This window comes from Dyella sp. S184 (genome assembly GCF_009766065.1).
GTDB lineage: Bacteria > Pseudomonadota > Gammaproteobacteria > Xanthomonadales > Rhodanobacteraceae > Rhodanobacter.
The window spans coordinates 77,388-95,651 of sequence record NZ_LMUE01000017.1; the positions used below are offsets into that span (position 1 = coordinate 77,388).

At 64.0% G+C, this 18,264-nt stretch carries 16 protein-coding genes and 1 pseudogene; 15 read left to right on the forward strand and 2 right to left on the reverse strand.

Translation table 11 applies throughout. From position 1 onward, the window contains the following. The 14 genes from GSQ75_RS18200 to GSQ75_RS18265 form a co-directional block, all read left to right on the forward strand. Positions 1 to 1,426: YadA-like family protein (locus GSQ75_RS18200; RefSeq protein WP_216840709.1), on the forward strand; the 1,426-nt coding region annotated here is incomplete at its 5' end. A gap of 232 nt (positions 1,427 to 1,658) precedes the next feature. After that, a complete protein-coding gene (gene gspE / locus GSQ75_RS18205; protein WP_158756302.1) occupies positions 1,659 to 3,392 on the forward strand; it encodes a type II secretion system ATPase GspE in 1,734 nt (577 codons plus the stop codon). A 1-nt stretch (position 3,393) separates the two neighbouring features. Next, entirely contained in the window at positions 3,394 to 4,611 is a 1,218-nt protein-coding gene (gene gspF / locus GSQ75_RS18210; protein WP_158756303.1) for a type II secretion system inner membrane protein GspF, read from the forward strand. Positions 4,612 to 4,645: 34 nt separating this feature from the next. Beyond that, the gene (gspG, locus tag GSQ75_RS18215; RefSeq protein WP_158756304.1) at positions 4,646 to 5,071 is read left to right on the forward strand and encodes a type II secretion system major pseudopilin GspG; all 426 of its coding nucleotides are present in this window, start codon (positions 4,646 to 4,648) and stop codon (positions 5,069 to 5,071) included. A 3-nt stretch (positions 5,072 to 5,074) separates the two neighbouring features. Further along, on the forward strand, positions 5,075 to 5,533 hold the full coding sequence (locus tag GSQ75_RS18220; RefSeq protein WP_158756305.1) for a GspH/FimT family pseudopilin: 459 nt from the start codon (positions 5,075 to 5,077) through the stop codon (positions 5,531 to 5,533). Beyond that, positions 5,530 to 5,970, forward strand: a complete 441-nt coding sequence (locus GSQ75_RS18225; RefSeq protein WP_158756306.1) for a prepilin-type N-terminal cleavage/methylation domain-containing protein — start codon at positions 5,530 to 5,532, stop codon at positions 5,968 to 5,970. Before GSQ75_RS18220 ends, GSQ75_RS18225 begins: the two co-directional genes overlap by 4 nt. After that, positions 5,967 to 6,635 carry a prepilin-type N-terminal cleavage/methylation domain-containing protein gene (locus GSQ75_RS18230; RefSeq protein ID WP_158756307.1) on the forward strand — a complete coding sequence of 223 codons (669 nt, stop codon included), beginning with the start codon at positions 5,967 to 5,969 and terminating at the stop codon, positions 6,633 to 6,635. Before GSQ75_RS18225 ends, GSQ75_RS18230 begins: the two co-directional genes overlap by 4 nt. After that, the gene (locus tag GSQ75_RS18235; RefSeq protein WP_158756308.1) at positions 6,632 to 7,504 is read left to right on the forward strand and encodes a type II secretion system protein GspK; all 873 of its coding nucleotides are present in this window, start codon (positions 6,632 to 6,634) and stop codon (positions 7,502 to 7,504) included. Before GSQ75_RS18230 ends, GSQ75_RS18235 begins: the two co-directional genes overlap by 4 nt. Further along, positions 7,501 to 8,691 (forward strand): PilN domain-containing protein, encoded by a 1,191-nt coding sequence (locus GSQ75_RS18240; RefSeq protein ID WP_158756309.1) that lies wholly within the window; start codon positions 7,501 to 7,503, stop codon positions 8,689 to 8,691. The genes GSQ75_RS18235 and GSQ75_RS18240 overlap by 4 nt, the downstream gene beginning before the upstream one ends. Further along, positions 8,688 to 9,338, forward strand: a complete 651-nt coding sequence (gene gspM / locus GSQ75_RS18245) for a type II secretion system protein GspM (protein WP_158756310.1) — start codon at positions 8,688 to 8,690, stop codon at positions 9,336 to 9,338. The genes GSQ75_RS18240 and gspM overlap by 4 nt, the downstream gene beginning before the upstream one ends. Further along, entirely contained in the window at positions 9,335 to 10,063 is a 729-nt protein-coding gene (locus GSQ75_RS18250; protein ID WP_158756311.1) for a general secretion pathway protein GspN, read from the forward strand. Before gspM ends, GSQ75_RS18250 begins: the two co-directional genes overlap by 4 nt. 3 nt (positions 10,064 to 10,066) lie before the next feature. Further along, a complete protein-coding gene (gene gspD, locus GSQ75_RS18255; RefSeq protein ID WP_158756312.1) occupies positions 10,067 to 12,757 on the forward strand; it encodes a type II secretion system secretin GspD in 2,691 nt (896 codons plus the stop codon). 55 nt (positions 12,758 to 12,812) lie between these two features. Further along, on the forward strand, positions 12,813 to 15,368 hold the full coding sequence (hrpB, locus tag GSQ75_RS18260; protein ID WP_158756313.1) for an ATP-dependent helicase HrpB: 2,556 nt from the start codon (positions 12,813 to 12,815) through the stop codon (positions 15,366 to 15,368). 71 nt (positions 15,369 to 15,439) lie between these two features. Beyond that, positions 15,440 to 16,060: a GNAT family protein gene (locus GSQ75_RS18265; protein ID WP_158756314.1), complete on the forward strand. Its 621-nt coding sequence runs from the start codon at positions 15,440 to 15,442 to the stop codon at positions 16,058 to 16,060. Here the strand turns inward: GSQ75_RS18265 and GSQ75_RS18270 are convergent. After that, positions 16,044 to 16,682: a flavin reductase family protein gene (locus GSQ75_RS18270; RefSeq protein WP_158756315.1), complete on the reverse strand. Its 639-nt coding sequence runs from the start codon at positions 16,680 to 16,682 to the stop codon at positions 16,044 to 16,046. The two genes, GSQ75_RS18265 and GSQ75_RS18270, sit on opposite strands and share 17 nt — an antisense overlap. 83 nt (positions 16,683 to 16,765) lie before the next feature. On the opposite strand from GSQ75_RS18270, the gene GSQ75_RS18275 reads away from it, so the two are divergent. Continuing rightward, positions 16,766 to 17,452, forward strand: coding sequence for a helix-turn-helix transcriptional regulator (locus tag GSQ75_RS18275; RefSeq protein WP_158756316.1), 687 nt, complete (start codon positions 16,766 to 16,768; stop codon positions 17,450 to 17,452). A 199-nt stretch (positions 17,453 to 17,651) separates the two neighbouring features. Here GSQ75_RS18275 and GSQ75_RS18280 read toward each other — a convergent pair. Further along, positions 17,652 to 18,264: pseudogene (locus GSQ75_RS18280) on the reverse strand (xanthomonalisin); the annotation flags it as partial.

Sequence of the window (18,264 nt, forward strand, 5' to 3'; positions counted from 1 at the left end):
ACAGAACACGACGAACATCGCGACGAATACGGCGTCGATCGGCACGATCAACAACACGGCGGTGTTTTATACCGATGCCAGCCGTACGGCGGTGGTACTCGGCAATGGCAGTACGCCGGTAACGCTGGGCAACGTGGCAGATGGGAGTGCCATCCACGATGCGGTGAACAAGGGGCAGCTGGATGCGGCCGTAGCCAATGTCTCCGGCAACCTGGCTGATCTGACCGACAGTGCCGTCAAATACGATGACAGCGATGATGAACAGATCACGCTGGCTGGCGCCAATGGCACGCGGATCAGCAATCTTCAGGCCAGCAATGTGTTGAGTGATGCCGCCACGGTGGGGCAGATAAATGACCTGCTGAGTGCCTTCGGCGGTGGCGCGATGTTGCAGGCAGGTGGTGGCATCAGCCTGCCCAGCTTCGCGATCCAGGGTGGCGCCTACAACAATGTCGGCGATGCATTGGGTGCGCTGGATACGGCTCTGGCTGGCGCCTGGTCGGGTATCAGCAATATCGACAACCGCGTGAGTTTGCTGGAACAGAACTACGCCAGCGGCGGGACAACCAATACCCACGTGGCAACGGATGGTCCGAACGATGGTACTGATGCGGCCAGCGTAGTGCCGGGCTCCACGGGTGTGGCGGTTGGTTCCCATGCAACAGCGGGTGGCGATCACGGCACCGCCGTGGGTGGAGACAGCTATGCCGCCGGCTCGAACGACACCGCGATTGGCGGCAATGCCAAGGTCAACGCCGATGGAAGTACAGCGGTGGGCGCCAACACCACGATTGCGGCAAGTGCGACCAATGCGGTGGCGGTGGGTGAGGGTGCGTCGGTGACCGAGGCCTCCGGTACGGCGCTCGGTCAGGGCAGTTCGGTGACGGCGGTCGGTGCGGTGGCGTTGGGTCAGGGCTCGGTGGCTGACCGTGCCAACACGGTATCGGTGGGTACGGCGGCCAACCAGCGCCAGATCACCAATGTGGCCGCCGGCACGCAGGCGACGGATGTGGCAAACGTCGGCCAGGTGCAGGAAGCGCTGGTCACGGCGAAGACCTATGCCGATGCTGGCGACCAGCAGACTTTGCAGAAGGCGAATGCGTATACCGATCAGAAGATCGGCAGTTTCGCCACGACCAGCGACATCAATGCGCTGCGGGACCAAGTCAACGGCCAGTTCCATGCGGTGGACAAGCGCATGAACCAGGTTGGCGCGATGGGCACGGCGATGGCGCAGATGTCGTTCAGCACACAAGGCGTCAACACACCGAACCGGGTTGGCGTGGGCGTCGGCGGCTATCATGGCGAGGCAGCGCTGTCGGTCGGTTACTCGCGGCAGCTGTCATCGAAAGCGAACCTGACTTTCGGTGCTGCGGTCAGCGGTAACGAAGCTTCCGGCGGCGTGGGCGTGGGCTTCGGCTGGTGAGCCAGCACCGGCCCGGTTTGCCGGGCTGTTGAGTACGACGAAAACCGGCGCCCTTGCGGCGCCGGTTTTTTGTGCCGGAGAGTTCAATTATGCGGGGCCGGCTGAACCGTTTCAGCGTTGCTCTTAAGCATGCTCGCCTGTTGTTGGCTGGATGTGATACCAATGGCGTTTACCGCGTGGACGTCGAGGGGCGTTGACGGGGCAATCGCAAGAATTTGAGCGGGGTGGATGGATGTCGGCAGTCATTGAGCCGGTGGCCAGCGAGGCAGGCAAGGTGGTGGACGATCGCGAAGCGGAAGTCTGTGCATGGTTGGTTGCGCGTGGTCGCCTGAAAGACAGCGATTGGGGTCGCGCGCGCCGGTTGCACGAGGAATCTGCCGAGGGCACGTTGACCACGCTAATGGCGCGGCTCGGGCTGGTGTCCGAGCGTGATCTGGCGGAAGCGTGGGCCGAACTGCTGCAGGTGCCACTGCTGGCCGGGCGCGATGCACCGGAGCTGCCGCCGCCCGATCTCGAGTTGTCGCTGCGCTTTCTCAAGCAGCAGCATGTCGTGCCAGTGCAGGACGAGAAGGATGGGTTGGCGTTGATCGTGGCCGATCCGGCCGATCCGTATCCGCTGCAGGCGGTGATGCTGGCTGCTGGCCGGCCGGTCGCGCTGCGGGTGGGGCTGCGTTCGGAAATCGATGGCTTGATCGAACGTTATTACGGTAGCGGCCGCTCGGCGATGGGTACCATTGTGGAAAACCTCGACGGCAGCGCTGCCGAGGAGGACGACGTCGAGCACCTGCGCGATCTGGCCTCCGAAGCACCAGTGATCCGGCTGGTGAACCTGATCCTGCAACGCGCTGTCGAGCAGCGGGCGTCGGACGTGCATATCGAGCCGTTCGAGAATCACCTGAAGGTGCGTTACCGCATCGACGGCGTGCTGCATGAAGTGGAAGCTCCACCATCGTCATCCACCGCAGCGGTGATCTCGCGCGTGAAGATCATGGCGCGGCTGAACATCGCCGAGCGCCGGTTGCCGCAGGATGGCCGCATCCAGTTGCGTGTGCAGGGCAAGGAGCTCGACCTGCGCGTATCGACCGTGCCGACCAGCTTCGGCGAATCGGTGGTGATGCGTATCCTCGATCGCGAATCGGTGGTATTCGATTTTGCCTCGCTCGGCTTCACCGACCATTTCCAGCAGCGCTTCGTCGACGTGCTCGATCGACCGCACGGCATCCTGCTGGTGACCGGCCCCACCGGTTCAGGCAAGACCACCACGCTGTATACCGCGCTGTCGCAGATCAATACGCCGGACGTGAAGATCATCACGGTCGAGGATCCGGTCGAATATCAGATCGAGGGTATCAACCAGATCCAGGTGAAGCCGCAGATCGGGCTGGATTTCGCCGGTGCCTTGCGCTCGATCGTGCGCCAGGATCCGGACGTGATCATGATCGGCGAAATGCGCGATCTGGAAACCTGCCGCATCGCGATCCAGTCCGCGCTCACCGGTCACCTGGTGCTGTCGACGCTGCACACCAACAGTGCTGCGGGCGGGATCACCCGGCTGCTCGACATGGGTGTCGAGGATTACCTCCTCGGCTCTACCGTCAACGGCATCCTGGCGCAGCGGCTGGTACGCCGGCTCGATCCGGAAACCGCGACCTCGTACGAGGCATTGCCGGAAGTGATCGCGCAGTTCGAACTGGAGAAATACACCGATGAGCGGCCGATTCGCCTGTGGAAACCGGGCAGCAGTGCGGCCAATCCCAGCGGCTACCGTGGTCGTCGCGCGATCATGGAATTTCTGGTGATGAGCGATCCGCTGCGCCGGCTGGTGATGCAGCGTGCCGACGCCGGCGAGATCGAGCGCCTGGCACGCGCCGAGGGCATGCGTACGATGTACGAGGACGGCATCGCCAAGGCCGTGGCAGGCATCACCACGCTGGAAGAGGTCCTGCGCGTGTCGCAGGAAAGCTGAGATGGCGCAGTTTCGTTACAAGGCGGTCAGCGATGCGGGCGAGATGCTGCAAGGTCAGATGGAGGCAGCCAGCGTCGATGAAGTGATCGGTCGCCTGCAGGATCAGGGTCATACCCCGCTGGAAGCGCAGCCAGCCGATGGCGCGGGTGGTGGCAGTGGGCTGGCGGCGCTGTTCAAGCGCGGTCCGTTCACTGGCGACCAGCTGGCACAGTTCACCCATCAGCTGGCGACCCTGCTCGGTGCCGGCCAGCCGTTGGATCGCGCACTCAGCATCCTGCTCGATCTACCCGAGGGCGAGCATGCGAAGAAACTGGTCGAACGCGTGCGCGATCGGGTCCGCGGCGGCAACACGTTGTCCTCGGCGCTGGACGAGGAGCATGGCGTGTTCCCCAAGCTGTATGTCAGCTTGGTGCGCGCCGGCGAGGCGGGTGGCTCGCTGGAGGAAACACTGCGCCGGCTCGCCGATTATCTGGAACGTTCGCAGGCACTGCGCGGCAGCATCGTCAACGCGCTGATCTATCCGGCGTTCCTGATGGTTGGTGTGCTTGGCTCGCTGGTGTTGTTGCTGGCCTATGTGGTGCCGCAGTTTGTGCCGATCTTCGCTGACATGCAGGTGCCGATCCCGTTCATCACCCAGGTGGTGCTGGCGCTCGGCAATACGCTGCAGGCCTGGTGGTGGCTGATCCTGCTGCTGCTGGGCGGCGGGTTGTTCGTCTGGCGTGCGCGGTTGCGCGATCCCCAGGCGCGACTCGCGTGGCATACCCGGTTATTGACCCTGCGGTTGGTTGGCCCGTTGCTGCTGAAGGTGGAGACGGCGCGAATCGCGCGAACGCTCGGCACCCTGCTGAAGAATGGCGTGCCGCTGCTGGGTGCATTGACCATCGCGCGCCAGGTCACCGCCAATCGCGCGCTGGACAAGGCGTTGAGCGAGGCACACGAGCAGGTCAAGGGCGGCAACGGTTTGAGCCTCGCGCTGGGCCAGTCGAAGCTGTTCCCGCGCTTGGCGATGCAGATGGTCCAGGTGGGCGAGGAGGCCGGACAGCTCGACACCATGCTGCTGAAAGTCGCCGACACTTTTGAACTTGAGTCCAAACGAGCGATCGATCGTTTACTGGCTGCGCTGGTACCGGCGCTGACCATCGTGATGACGGTGATGGTGGCCTTCATCATGGCGGCGATCCTGCTGCCGCTGCTCAGCCTGACCAGCAACATCCAATAGACACGCAACCATTCGCAAACCCGAGGTGATCCACATGCAGTACAGGCAACCACGAAGACTCGGCTCGAACGCCGGTTTCACCCTGCTCGAAATGCTCGCGGTGATCGTGCTGATCGGCATCATCGGTGCGGTGGTGGTGACCCAGGTCGGCAAGAACGTCGACAAGGGCAAATACGGTGCGGGCAAGGCACAGCTGATGACGCTGAGCCAGAAGGTCGAGAACTATGCACTGGACAACGGCTCGCCGCCGCAGCAGCTGGAGGATCTGGTGGTCAAGCCGGCCAATGCGGCGAACTGGCAGGGTCCGTATGCGAAGGAGTCCGAGCTGAAGGATCCGTGGGGCCATGCCTTCGGCTATCAGTACCCTGGGCAGCATGGCAGTTTCGACCTGATCTTCTACGGTCAGGACGGCAAGCCCGGCGGTGATGGCTACAGTCAGGACGTGGGTAACTGGCAGTAAGACATGAAGGCTTCGCGCGCCCAAGGTTTCACCCTGCTGGAAATGCTGGCGGTGATCCTGTTGATCGGCATCGCTGCCGCCGCCGTGTCGATCTCGGTGACACAGGGGCTGGCCAGTGCGCGCATCAATGCGGCCAGCAGCGAGCTGGCCGGTGCACTGCGGGCGACCCGTGCGCAGGCGATCGTGCGCGGGCAGGAAGAGAACTTCGACGTCGACACCCGCGCCGACACCTACCGTAACGTGAAGCAGCAGGACGTGCGTTTGCCCAAGGGGTTGCGACTCAGCATCACCAGCGCGAAGGACGACCAGCCGAACGACCATACCGGACGTATCCGCTTCTTCCCGGATGGCAGTTCCACCGGCGGCCGCATTACGTTGCAGAGTGGCAAGCGGCAGTGGCATGTCAACGTGTCGTGGCTGACCGGCGAAGTACGCGTAGTCGATACCGTGGCGACGCGATGAACCGCTCGCGTCCACGGCTGCAGCGGGGTTTTAGCCTGCTCGAAGTGATCGCGGCGATCCTGCTGCTGGCGATCGCGTTCACTGCACTGATGAAGGTGGCTGGCGCCTCGATCAGCCTGAGCCAGAATGCAGCGCAACACACTGAGGCGGCCATGTGGGCGCGCAGCCTGCTCGACAGCGCGTTCGTGGGGGAGTCGGTCAAGCCGGGCGCCAGCTCGGGCCGGTTCAACCAGGAGTTCCGCTGGCAGCTCAACGTGACGCCATGGAATCAGGCCGGGGCCGCGGTACCCAATGCGTCGCTGCATCTCTACCAGCTTGATCTGGACGTGTTGTGGGGGCAGTCGGTGCATCCGCACTCGGCGCATTTCAGCACGTTGCGGCTGACTGGCCCGGAAGTTGGCGGCAACAACACTGGCAACGCGCAGGGCAGCCCATGAAGCGCGTCGCCGGATTCACCCTGCTGGAGGTACTCGCATCGCTGGTATTGCTGGCGCTGCTGCTGGTCGGCGTGTATTCGGGCCTGCGCACGGCCACTCACAGCGTACGCTCGGGTACCGCAGCGATCGAGCGGATTGACCAGGTTCGTTCTGCCGAAGAATTCCTGCGACGCGAGCTGGCACAAAGCCTGATCCAACCCATCAGCCACAATGAGCGTGGCGAGGCCATCTATTTCGTTGGCAGTGCGCGCGAGATGCGCTACATCGCACCACTGCCAGGCTATCTCGGCAAACTCGGCCCGCAGCTGCAACGGCTGCAGCTGGTCGATGACGGCAACCGTGGCTTGCGGCTGGAGTTGAGCTTGGCTGTACTGCCGCCGGATGGGCAGCCGCCCAAGCCGTTAGGCGACCCGCAGGTGCTGCTGGACCACATCAAGGGTGGCAGCTTCAGTTATCGCGGCGTCGATGCAGACGGCCATCCGGTGCCATGGTCCGGCACGTGGGCCGACGGCCGGGCGCTGCCACAGCTGGTGCGGATCGCCTTGCAGCCTGAGGGCAACCAGGGCTGGCCGCAACTGGATGTGCCGCTGCGCGCCAATCCGTTGAGCAGCAATGCGCTGAATGCCCTGCCGCAGGCTGGCTTGCGCGGCGGGAGTTCACCATGAGGCGAACGCTGGCCCGGCGTGCCGATCAGCGCGGGGTGGCCCTGCTCTTGGTGCTGTGGGCGTGCACCTTGCTGGCCATCCTGTTGGGCGGCTATGCCGCATTGGCGCGTACCGAAGGCCTGCAGGCGCGCTATGAGTTTGCCCAGACCCAGGCGCATTACGCCGCCGAAGCGGGCCTGATGCGCGCGGTTTACGGATTGCAGAATCCTGACCTGAAACAGCGCTGGATCGGTGATGGACGTATCTATCAGTTCCGCTACGACAACGCCACCATTGTGGTGACAGCGGTCGATGAGGGCGGCAAGGTGGATATCAACAGCGCCACGCCCGATGTGCTGCAAGCCTTGTTTCAAGCCGCCGGGATGCCACTGGCGCCGGCCAAGGCGCTGGCGGACAACGTGGTGGACTGGCGCAATCAGGTCAGCATCATTGGCGTAGCGGAGACCCAGCGCGCTGCCTATACGGCTGCCGGGCGTGATTACGGTCCGCGGCATGGGCCGTTCGCCAGTATCGAGGAACTGCAGATGGTGCTGGGCATGACGCCGGCGCTCTATCGCACGGTGGCACCGGTGGTCACCATCTGGTCCGGCAACCAGAGTCCGGACTCGAACACCGCGCCGCCGCTGGCGCTTGCGGCGATTCCAGGGATGACCCCGGAGCAACTGAGTGTGATCCAGGCCACCCGTTTGCGGAATGCGAATGATCCGAGTCTGGCTCTCAACAACGGAACCACGCATAGTATCCGGTCGGAGGCCACGCTGGCCGACGGCACACGCGCCATATTGCGCGCCACGATTCGTGCACAGACGGGACGGAGCAGCACGCAACCGTACACGGTGCTGCGCTGGCAGGAGGGGAACGAGGAATGAGTAGTACGGCAATGCAGTCGTTGCGGCCGCTGGTGGATCGTCTGCGTCGTGGCTGGCGTGCTTCGCCGTTGCCGGTTTTCTTCGGTTGGTGGGCCGGGGAACTACGCGGGATGCTGCCGCCGCACTGGCACGGCTGGTTCGGCGGTGGTGCGGACTGGCATTTGCTGCAGTACGCAGGCACGCAATGGACACTGCGCCGCGCCGGTTACAGTGCGGTACTGGCGCGTTGGGATGACAGTGACGAGGCGTCTGCCACCGACGCTGGTGTCGGTCAGGCCGCAATGAAGGCGGTGCTGCAGAAAGTGGATCGCGATGATCTGCGGCTGGCGCTGCTGTTGCCGCCGGCCGCCGTGCTGAGACGTGCATTGGTGCTGCCCGTTGCGGCGCGCGACAACTTGCAGCAGGTAATGGCTTTCGAAATGGATCGGCAGACCCCGTTCAGCATGGCCCAGGTGTATTACGCGGCACGCGAGTTGCGCGGGCCAGCGATCGCCGGGCGATTCAACGCGGAGCTGGTGGTGGTCACGCGTGGCATGCTGGATCCCGTGCTGGCGTACCTGCACACGCTCGGTGTTTCCATTGACGCGGTGGATCTGGCAGTCGACAACGAGCGCCTCGGCGTCAACCTGCTGCCGTCGGAACAGACGCCGCGCCATGTACGGCCGCGCCAACGCCTGAATCTGGCGTTGGCGGCGACTTGCGTGCTGTTGCTGGCGCTGATGCTGGGCCAGTGGCTGCACAATCGCCAGGCGGCGTTGGCGCAGATGCAGACCGAGGTTGACGACATGCGCGGCGAGGCGCAGCAGATCGCGTCGTTGCGTCAGCAACTGCAGGACAACGCCGGTGCCGCCGGGTTCCTGGTCCAGCGCAAGAAGGGCACCGTGACCATGCTCAGCCTGCTGCAGGATGTCACGACGCGACTGCCGGACAGCGCGTGGCTGGAGCGCTTCAACGTCGACAACACCGGCCAGATCGGCATGCAGGGACAGAGCCTGCAGGCGGCGAAACTGCTCGATGTACTGAAGGACTCCACCTTGATCACGCAGGCCAGCTTCCAGGGCAGCATCCAGCCCGATCCGACCAGTGGCAAGGAGCGCTTCTACCTGACCGCGCAGTTGCATCAGCCGAACACTGGCCGGGCAAAGCCCGCTGCTGCCGCATCGACCGACGCCGGCGGTACGCCATGAAGATGGTCGCGCTCAAACCGCGCGAGAGTCGTATCGCTGCGATCGTGCTGCTGCTGCTGACGCTGTTGCTGGGTTACTTCGTGCTGCTGCATTGGTGGTTCGTGGCACCGTTGCGGGAGATCGGCAGCGAGATGGCCGACCTGCGCGATACCCATAGTCGCTATGCGGCAGCGATCGCCGAAAAGCCGGCGTTGCAGCAGCGCCTCGCCACGCTCGGTGCCGGACAGGCCGCCAGCAGTGCGTTCCTGGCCGACGATGATCCGAACACGGCTGCCGCGGACCTGATGCAGCGCGTGGTCGACGTGGTGGCCAGCAATACCCATGGCGGCAGTTGCGTGGTGAGCCAGAAAATGCCATTGCCGAACCCACCGGTGACACCTGGCGAGCCTTATCGCAAGGCAGCCGTAAGCATCAATCTGAGCTGTGATATCGAGTCGCTGGCGAATGTCCTGCATGCGCTTGAGCAGGGCATGCCCTACGTATTCGTCGACGATCTCAGCATCTATCGCAATCCGGTGGCGGCGCAGCAGAACCATGGCGCGGCACTGGAGGTGCAGTTCACGCTATCCGGCTACCTGCGTCCTGCGCATGCGGGCCCGGCAGCTGCCCCGGCCAGCACGCCGGCCGGTCAGGGAGCTGCGCCATGAACGCAGCCCACCAGCGCAGCCTGACCCCGGTACTCGCCGTGACGGCCGTCGTGCTTGGCGCACTGTTGCTGTTGCTGCTGGGCGGTGTGGGCAGCAAGGTGCATTGGGGTGCGCAGCGGTTGCTGACGCCGTTGCCGCCCGCCAGCAGTGCTGCCAGTCTGCCGGCACCGCTGCCACTGGAGCAGTTCGCCGTGGTCTGGCAAAAACCGCTGTTCAGCCCCGATCGCAAACCGGTGCCGGTGATGGCTGATCCTGGCGCGGGCCTTGGTGATCTCGAATTGAGCGGCATCATCCTTACACCGAACCTGCGCATGGCCCTGCTGCGCGACAAGAGCGACGAACACCGAGAGGTGCGTCTGCACGAGGGCCAGTCGCTGCCTGATGGCAGCGTGACCCTGTTCGAAGTACGGCCGCGCTCGGCGCTGTTCGATACGTCGGCGGGCCGAACCGAATTGAAACTGCCGGCAGGAGCGCCCTTCGATGGGCAAAAGCCCGATGCCGCGGCGACAGCTCCAGTCGATCAGAGTGCCCCTGCGGGAGCAATGATTATCATCGGACCAAGTAGTGCCGGAAAGCCGGAGACGCACCCAGGCAATGGCCGTGGCCCACGAGCCAGAAATCCGCAGGAAGATCAGTCAAAGCAACCGTTTCTTGACCAGCTCAGGCAAAACATCCAGAAGCGTCGTGCCGCCAATGCCGCCGCGGCCAACGAAGGAGTACGTTGATTCATGTTCCGCAATCTCACTCAGCAAGTTCTGCGCACTGGCACGCTGGCCGTTGCCGTGTGGTTGGCCGGTTGCGCCAGCCTCCCACAGCCACATGACGACGGCGCACTGCAGCGCGAGGCGATGGCGGGCACGCATGATCCGGTACCAGCTCCGTTGCCGTTGAACAACAATGCGCAGACCAACAGCGCAACTGCGACGCAACCGGAGATCAGCCAAGGTAGCGGGCAGTTCATTCGGCCCACGGCCTTGAGCAATCCGCGGCCAGCGGCCAGCGGCAATGGATCGGTGACCTTCAATTTCGAGAATCAGCCGGTGCAGGCCGTCGTCAAGGCGATCCTCGGCGACCTGCTCAAGCAGAACTACACGATCGTGCCGGGTGTGCAGGGCAATATTTCGTTCTCGACCTCCGAACCGGTGGATGCCGAGCAGGCACTGCCGATCCTGGAAACCCTGCTGTCGTGGACCCACAACGCACTGGTCAAACGCAGTAGCGGATATGTGGTACTTCCGGAGAAGGAGGCAGTGGCCGGCAACATGGTGCCGAGCCTTGGCGCCAACGCACCCAGTGGTGGCCTGCAGTCGCGTATGTTCCCGCTGCACTACATCTCCGCGACCGAGATGCAGAAGCTGATCAAGCCGTTTGCGCGAGCGGATGCGGTACTGCTGGCGGATCCGGCGCGTAACCTGCTGGTGATGTCCGGTACGCCGGAGGAACTGGCCAATTATCAGAGCATGGTGCGCACCTTCGATGTTGACTGGTTGCGCGGCATGTCAGTGGGTGTGTTCAACCTGCAATACGCCAACGTCACCGAGCTGATGCCAAAGCTCGACGATATGTTCGGCGCACACGGCGATACCCCGCTGGCCGGCATGCTGCGTTTCATTCCGATCGAGCGCACCAATGCCATGGTGGTGATCAGCACCCAGCCTGAATACTTGCAGGAGGTCGGCGACTGGATCGCCAAGATCGACCGGGGCGGCGGCAACGAGCCACAGTTGTTCGTCTACGACGTGCGCAACCTCAAGGCGTCGGATCTGGCGAAATACCTGGGACAGATCTACACCAATGGCAACAGCAACGGTAGCAGCAGCGACAATGGCGGCAAGGTCGGTCCGGGCCTGAGCGGCAGTACGCTGGGCAGTGCCGACAACACCAATAGCGGGACCAGCATGGGCAGCACCGCCGGCAGCTTCGGTAGTAGTTCAACCGGCTCGATCGGCTCCACCGGTTCCACCGGTGCGATTGGCGTGCCAGGTTCGACCGGCTCGACGGGCTTGGGCGGATTGAGCAGTACCGGCGGCACTTCCGGTACCAGCAGTGGCCTCGGAGGCAGTACCACTGGTGGCCGCGACAGCAGTGGTGCGGGCGGCGGCACGGGTAGTGGTAGTGCATCGGGCGACCAGCAGTACAGCTCCAGCGATGGCAGCATAAAGATCAGCTCGGTCGACACCAACAACCAGCTGATGGTACGTGCACGGCCCTCGCAATGGGAGGAGATCAAGCAGGCGATCAACAAGCTGGACAATGTACCGCTGCAGGTGCAGATCGAGACGCGGATTCTGGAAGTTGAGCTCACCGGAGACCTCCAGTTCGGCGTGCAGTGGTATCTGCAAGGTCTCGCCGCCAGCACACCCAATTCCTCGGGGGTCGCGACCAGCAATTATCCTGGTGCCCATCGCCAGATTGCCCTGGGTCAGGGCGGTAACCAATATGGTGGTCAGCCGTTCTTCTACTCTTTTCTGAGCAGCAGCGGCAAGTTTCAGGTAGCTATCAGCGCGCTTGAGACCAACAGCAATACCAAGACTTTGTCGGCACCATCGATGGTCGTGCTCAACAATCAGCTGGCGCATATCCAGGTCGGCAACCAGATACCGATCAACCAGACCTCGATCCTTGGCATTGGCACGACTTCCAGCACAGAGGCCACGGCCAGCAGTGTGACGTATCTCCCCACTGGCGTAATTCTCGACGTGCAGCCGCGGGTGAATCCGGGTGGTCTGGTCTACCTCAACGTGCATCAGCAGGTCAGTTCGGCGGGCACAGCAAACGCGCAAGGCAATCCCACCATCGCACAACGCGACGTGTCGACCCAGGTTGCCGTACAAAGTGGCCAGACCGTGTTGCTCGGTGGCCTGATTACGCAGGACGATTCCACCAGCAACACCGGTATTCCAGGACTCAATGACATCCCGTGGCTGGGCCGGCTGTTCGGCACCACCACCCGCAACCGTGACCGCACCGAGCTGATCGTGTTGATCACGCCAAGGGTCATCCGCGGCGCCGAAGATGCCAAGCAGGTTACCGACGACTATCAGGACAAGTTCGAATCGCTGGCACCGCTGCGCGCGTCCGAGCATGCAGCGTCCACGATGACGGCGTCCACGTCCTCTGTGCCGGCCGTGATCACTCCTTTGTCGACCACAACCTCCACCTCCACCACTTCCATTACCGTCGCAGGCTGGCCGGAACAGCTGCAGCAGCATGCTGAAACTGCCTTGCAGCAGGCCGATTATGCCGATGCGCAGGATCTGGCGATGCAGTCGTGGCGACAGGGCACGCGACATGGCAGCCTGTGCGAGCGCAACTGGCAGGTCATCCAGCAGGCGCGCCAGCATGGTAATGACACCAGGGGTGTCGCCGCCGCGCGCAAGCAGCAACAGGCATGCCTGTTGCCGAAGACCACCCAATAGCCACGCATGACGCGCCATGGAAGGCGCGTTGCGACAGCCGGTATCATCCGCGTGGATGAGTGCATCCACGCCCGCGTTTCCGATCACCTCGCTGCTACCGGGGATTTGCGCCTCGCTGGCCGCGCATCCGCGGCTCGTGCTGGAGGCGCCACCTGGTGCCGGCAAGACCACCCAGGTGCCGTTGGCACTGCTCGATGCGGCATGGCTGTACGGGCAAAAGATCGTGATGCTGGAGCCACGACGGATCGCCGCACGTGCGGCAGCGCAGTTCATGGCGCAGCAGCTCGGCGAAGAGGTCGGTCGCACCGTTGGCTATCGCATCCGCTTCGAGTCGAAGATAAGTGCAGCGACGCGGATCGAGGTAGTCACCGAAGGCATCCTCACGCGGCTGATCCAGGGCGATCCCGAATTAAGCGGCATCGGCGCGATTCTGTTCGACGAGTTTCACGAGCGCCATCTGGTCGGTGATCTCGGCGCCGCACTGGCGCTTGACGTGCAGGCCACGCTGCGGCCCGAATTGCGCATCGTGGTGATGTCGGCCACCCTGGATGGCGAGCGCATCGCGCAGTGGCTGGACGCGCCGCGCATCTCCAGCCCCGGTCGCAGTTATCCGGTACGCATCGATTACCCGCCGGCGCGGGCGCAGGAGAGCGTCGAGCATCAGCTCGGGCGTGTGGCGCGACAAGCCCTGGAAGATAGCGCTGGCGACGTGCTGGCCTTCCTGCCAGGTCGTCGCGAGATCGCGCGGGCGCAGGCGGTACTCGCACAGAGTCTCGAGCGCGATGACGTCGAGGTGGTCGTGCTGCATGGCGAGCTGTCGTTGGCTGAACAGCAGCTCGCCTTGAGTCCAGCCGAATCGGGTACCCGACGCATCGTGCTGGCCACCAACGTCGCCGAATCCAGCGTGACCCTGCCGGGCATCCGCGTGGTGATCGACAGCGGCCTCGCGCGCGAACCGCGCTTCGATCCGAACTCCGGCTTTACCCGGCTGGAAACAGTCAACATCTCGCAGGCGTCGGCCGACCAGCGCGCCGGTCGAGCCGGTCGAGTGGCGGAAGGTACCGCGTACCGGTTGTGGCCGCAGAGCAAGCGGCTTGATGCGGCGCGCATGGCGGAGATCACCCAGGCCGAACTGTCTGGTCTCGCGTTGGAGCTGGCCGCCTGGGGAAGTATCGAGCTGCCGTGGCTGGACGCGCCGCCAGCCGGCGCGCAGGCGCAGGCGCGTGAACTTCTGGTCAGCCTCGGCGCGCTCGACACCAGCAAGCGCATCACCGCGCTGGGTCGCCGCATGCTGGAACTCGGTGCTACGCCGCGCCTCGGCGCTGCCGCCTTGCGCGCACCGGCCGAATTGCGCGCGCTGATCGCCGATCTGCTGGCGTTGATGGAAGCGCGTTCGCCGCTGCGTGGCGAGCAGGCACGCAGTGATGACTTCCGTGTGCGCGTAGCCGCGCTGCATGCGTGGCGCGATCGTCACAGTGCTGGCGGTCGCTCTCGCGCATCCTTCGCTCGCGACACCGAGCCATCCATGGGTGGCGCGCGTGGTGGTGCTGATGCTGGTGCGCTGGCGGTGATCGAACAGGCGAGCAAGGGCTGGCGTCGTCGTCTGGACGTCCGCAGCGCGGCGAGCGGCATGCCGGACAGTCATGCGGTGGGCGACTTGCTGTTGCACGCATTCCCCGATCGTATTGCGCGTCGCGACGACAATCAGCCATTGCGCTACACGCTGGCCAACGGTCGCGGTGCACGCCTGCATGAGAACACCGCGTTGCTGGGTGAGCCCTGGCTGGTTGCGCTGGATGTACGTTTCGAGGCGCGCGACAGCCTGATTCTCGCCGCTGCGCCGCTGGACTCGCGTGCGCTGGAACGCGACTACCCGCAGCAGTTCGTGCGCGAGCGCACGCTGCGTTGGAACGACGAGCGCAACGCGGTGGAAGCATTCGACGAACAACGTTTCGGCGCCATCGTGCTGGAGCGGCGAAGCGTGCCGGTGAAAGCCGAGGACGCGTTGCCGGCGCTGCTCGCTGCGGTGCGTGCCAAGGGCATCGATGTACTGCCATGGAGTGAACAGGCGCGACGCCTGCGCGCGCGCATGCAAGCGTTGCGCGAATGGATGCCGGAACAGGATCTGCCCGATGTTTCCGACGCGCGCCTGCTTGCCACGCTCGACGAGTGGCTGGCGCCGTATTTGAGCGGCAAGCGTCGACTCGATGCATTGAGTGCCGAGGAGCTGTCGCAGGCGCTCGGCGCGCTGTTCGACTACGAGCAGCGACGCCTGCTGGACGCGCAGGCACCGGACAGCCTCACCGTGCCCAGTGGACAGAACCGCCGACTGGAATACGCGCCCGACGAACCGCCCGTGCTCGCAGTGAAACTGCAGGAACTGTTCGGGCTTGCCGACACGCCGCGTGTGGGCGGCGGCCGCATCCCGGTGACCCTGCACCTGTTGTCGCCAGCGGGTCGGCCAATCCAGGTCACGCAAGATCTGAAAGGCTTCTGGGAGCGCACCTATCCGGAAGTGAAGAAGGAACTGAAAGGTCGCTATCCGCGCCATCCGTGGCCGGATGATCCGTGGACGGCAAAGCCGACGCATCGGGCGAAGCCCCGCGGTTGACCGCGTGAAGCCTTACGCGCGTCATGGGAATCGAGCAAGATCATGGTGAGGTTGATTGAGGAGTATGCACAATGACGCTTGCTGATCCCATGAAGATTGAGCCGGTTACTCTGTGCGGCAGCACGGTGCGACTCGAGCCATTGACGCTCGATCACACCGCTGCGCTTGCACGGGTTGGACTGGAGCCGGTGCTGTGGCGCTGGGTGCCCACCCGGATGCAGACACCCGAAGACATGCAGGCGTATGTGCTGACGGCGATCGACGAACAGCGTCGGGGCGTTTCGCTGCCCTTCGTCATCATCGATCAGGCCAGCGACCAGGTGATCGGCAGCACGCGTTACGCCAACATCGAGACCAGTCACCGGCGACTCGAGATCGGCTGGACGTGGTTGGCCACCAGCCATCAGCGTAGTGGCGCGAACACCGAAGCGAAGCTGCTGTTGCTGACCCAAGCGTTCGACGTGCTCGGGGCGAATCGGGTCGGTCTCAAGACCGATTCGCTGAATGAGCAGTCACGCACGGCCATTCTGCGCCTGGGTGCGCTGGAAGAGGGCACGTTCCGCAACCACATGATCATTCCCGAATCCGGCCGGGTGCGACATACGGTTTATTTTTCGATAATCGACAGTGAATGGCAGGCGATCAAGGCAAGGCTGACAGCGCGTTTGCGCGCTGTTACACCTCAGCCTTGAAGGTGCTACCCAGCCGCGCGCCGCGGCCGAAGTAGTGGCGGAACACATAGAACAGCGGCCGATAATGACGCGGCTCGATATGCGACGTGCCCGGCACCACGATGTCGGCGTGTGCATGCACCCGGCATACTTCGAGTTCCAGCGTGACATAGCCTTCGGCATTGCCGCGCCACGCATCCAGTGTATGTGGAGTGGCACTGCATAGTCGCGCTTCGAGCTGCAAGGGTGCTTCGGCAATGCGCGGCGCATTTACGTCGAGTGATGGCAATGCGTGCCAGCCGGCCAGGGCGAACTTGTCCGGTTCGTGGCGATAACCTTTCGCCTGCTTCCAGGCTGGTACGGGATCGCGGCCAGTGGTTGGCGCCAACCGTTCTACGGATGCGTGCATGGACTCGTCGGCGAGGTTCAATACACACTCGCGTTCGCGCTGCAGGTTGGCCACGCCCTGGCTGCCGCCGGTAAGGCCGATCACGACGCGGTCGGCCAAGGCCCATGCCGACGACATCGGCGTGATATTGGTCGAGCCATCCGGGTTGCGCGTTGTGATCAAGACGACCGGGGTGCCGAAGTACAGGATCGACGGCTGGATCAGCAGGGTGTCGGGGGCGTGGTAGATGTCCATGCCGCCAGTGTCGGCGTGCGATGTATCGTGATGCTTCGTCGTATGACGAAGCGTCCGGCTGAGGGTCTGGCTAGACTGCACGCATGAACGATGCTGCCCCGCTCAATCGCTATCAGCTGGCCGAACTCGGCAGTTTGCTGGCTGAGCCGGCGCGTGCGGCGATGCTGCTGATGCTGACTGACGGTACGTCACGACCGGCGGGTGAACTGGCGCAGGCGGCCGGCATCACGCCGGCTACCGCCAGTGTGCATCTGCACCGACTGCTGGACGGTGGCCTGCTCGCATTGCAAGTGCAGGGGCGTCATCGCTACTACCGGCTGGCGGATGAGCGTGTCGCGGCGATGCTGGAATCGCTCGCGCTGGCCCGTGCGCCTGCGTTGCACAGGACGCCGGCCAAGGGCGATGCACAGCTGCGCCGGGCGCGCTGCTGCTATCGGCATCTGGCCGGTGCGCTGGGCGTGGCTTTCTGCGCCACGCTGCTGCAACGCGATTGGCTGGAGACCGATACACGTGGCTTGTGTTTGCGGCCGGCGGGCGCCGAGGCACTGGCGTCGAGCGGGCTGGCGCTGGCCGATGCGTCGCATTTGTACGGCCGCAGCTGCGTGGACTGGACCGAACGGCGCATGCATCTGGGCGGTCCGCTGGGCGTGGCGTTGACCTCGGCAATGTTTGAAGCTGGCTGGCTGCGCCGGCTGCCGCCCGGAAGGGCCGTGCAGCCCAGCGTTGACGGTCTGCGTCGGCTTGGCTCGCTGGGCGTTCAGCTTGATTGATGCGGCCTGGGCAAACCATGCAACGCGATAACGAGACACGCTTTCCTGGACTCACGGAAAGCATTTGGACGTCCAAAAAAAGGCCCGATCGTTGCCGATCGGGCCGGGGGATTCCTTGATTTGAAACGGGAAACGCAGCCTTGCGCTTCCTCGACAACCATTGACGACAGCCGCGTGGAGCGGCTGCCGTCAGGGTGGCTTACTGCACGGTCAGGGTGATGTCGTCGAGCGTGAAGTCGGTGTTACCCGAAGACGACGTCTCCTTGCCGGTGAACTTGATGGTGACCGTCTGGCCGATATACGCGGACAGATTGGCGGTTTCCACTGCATAACCGGTGTTGGTGTTGAGGCTGGTGAAGGAACCCACCGTGCCCAGCACCGTGCCCGACGAGTTCAGCACCTGCACGGTCAAGGTATCGGCCGCTGTGCTCTTGGTCGAATCGATATGCAGGTAGTACTGCAAGGTCGCCGTCGTCTTGCCGCTCGGAATCGCTACCGACTGCGAAACCGTATCGGTGTGCGAAGCACCATACCCGTCAAGCCAGGCGAACCACGACCCGGCGTGCGAGGTCTCGCCGCTGCCGCAGTAGCTGGACGACGAGCTGCTGATGTCGCACAAGGTGCCCGAGCTCATGGTCCACGGCGTCGCCTTGCCGGTTTCGAAGCCGGTGTTGGTGAGGAGCTGGGTCGGGGTGCTGGCGGTGACTGTCACCGATGCCGTCTTGGAGCTGGTCTTGCCATCGACACTGTCGGTGACCGTCTCGGTGACGCTGTAGGTACCGGCGGCGGCGTAGGTGTGGCTCGGGCTGGCG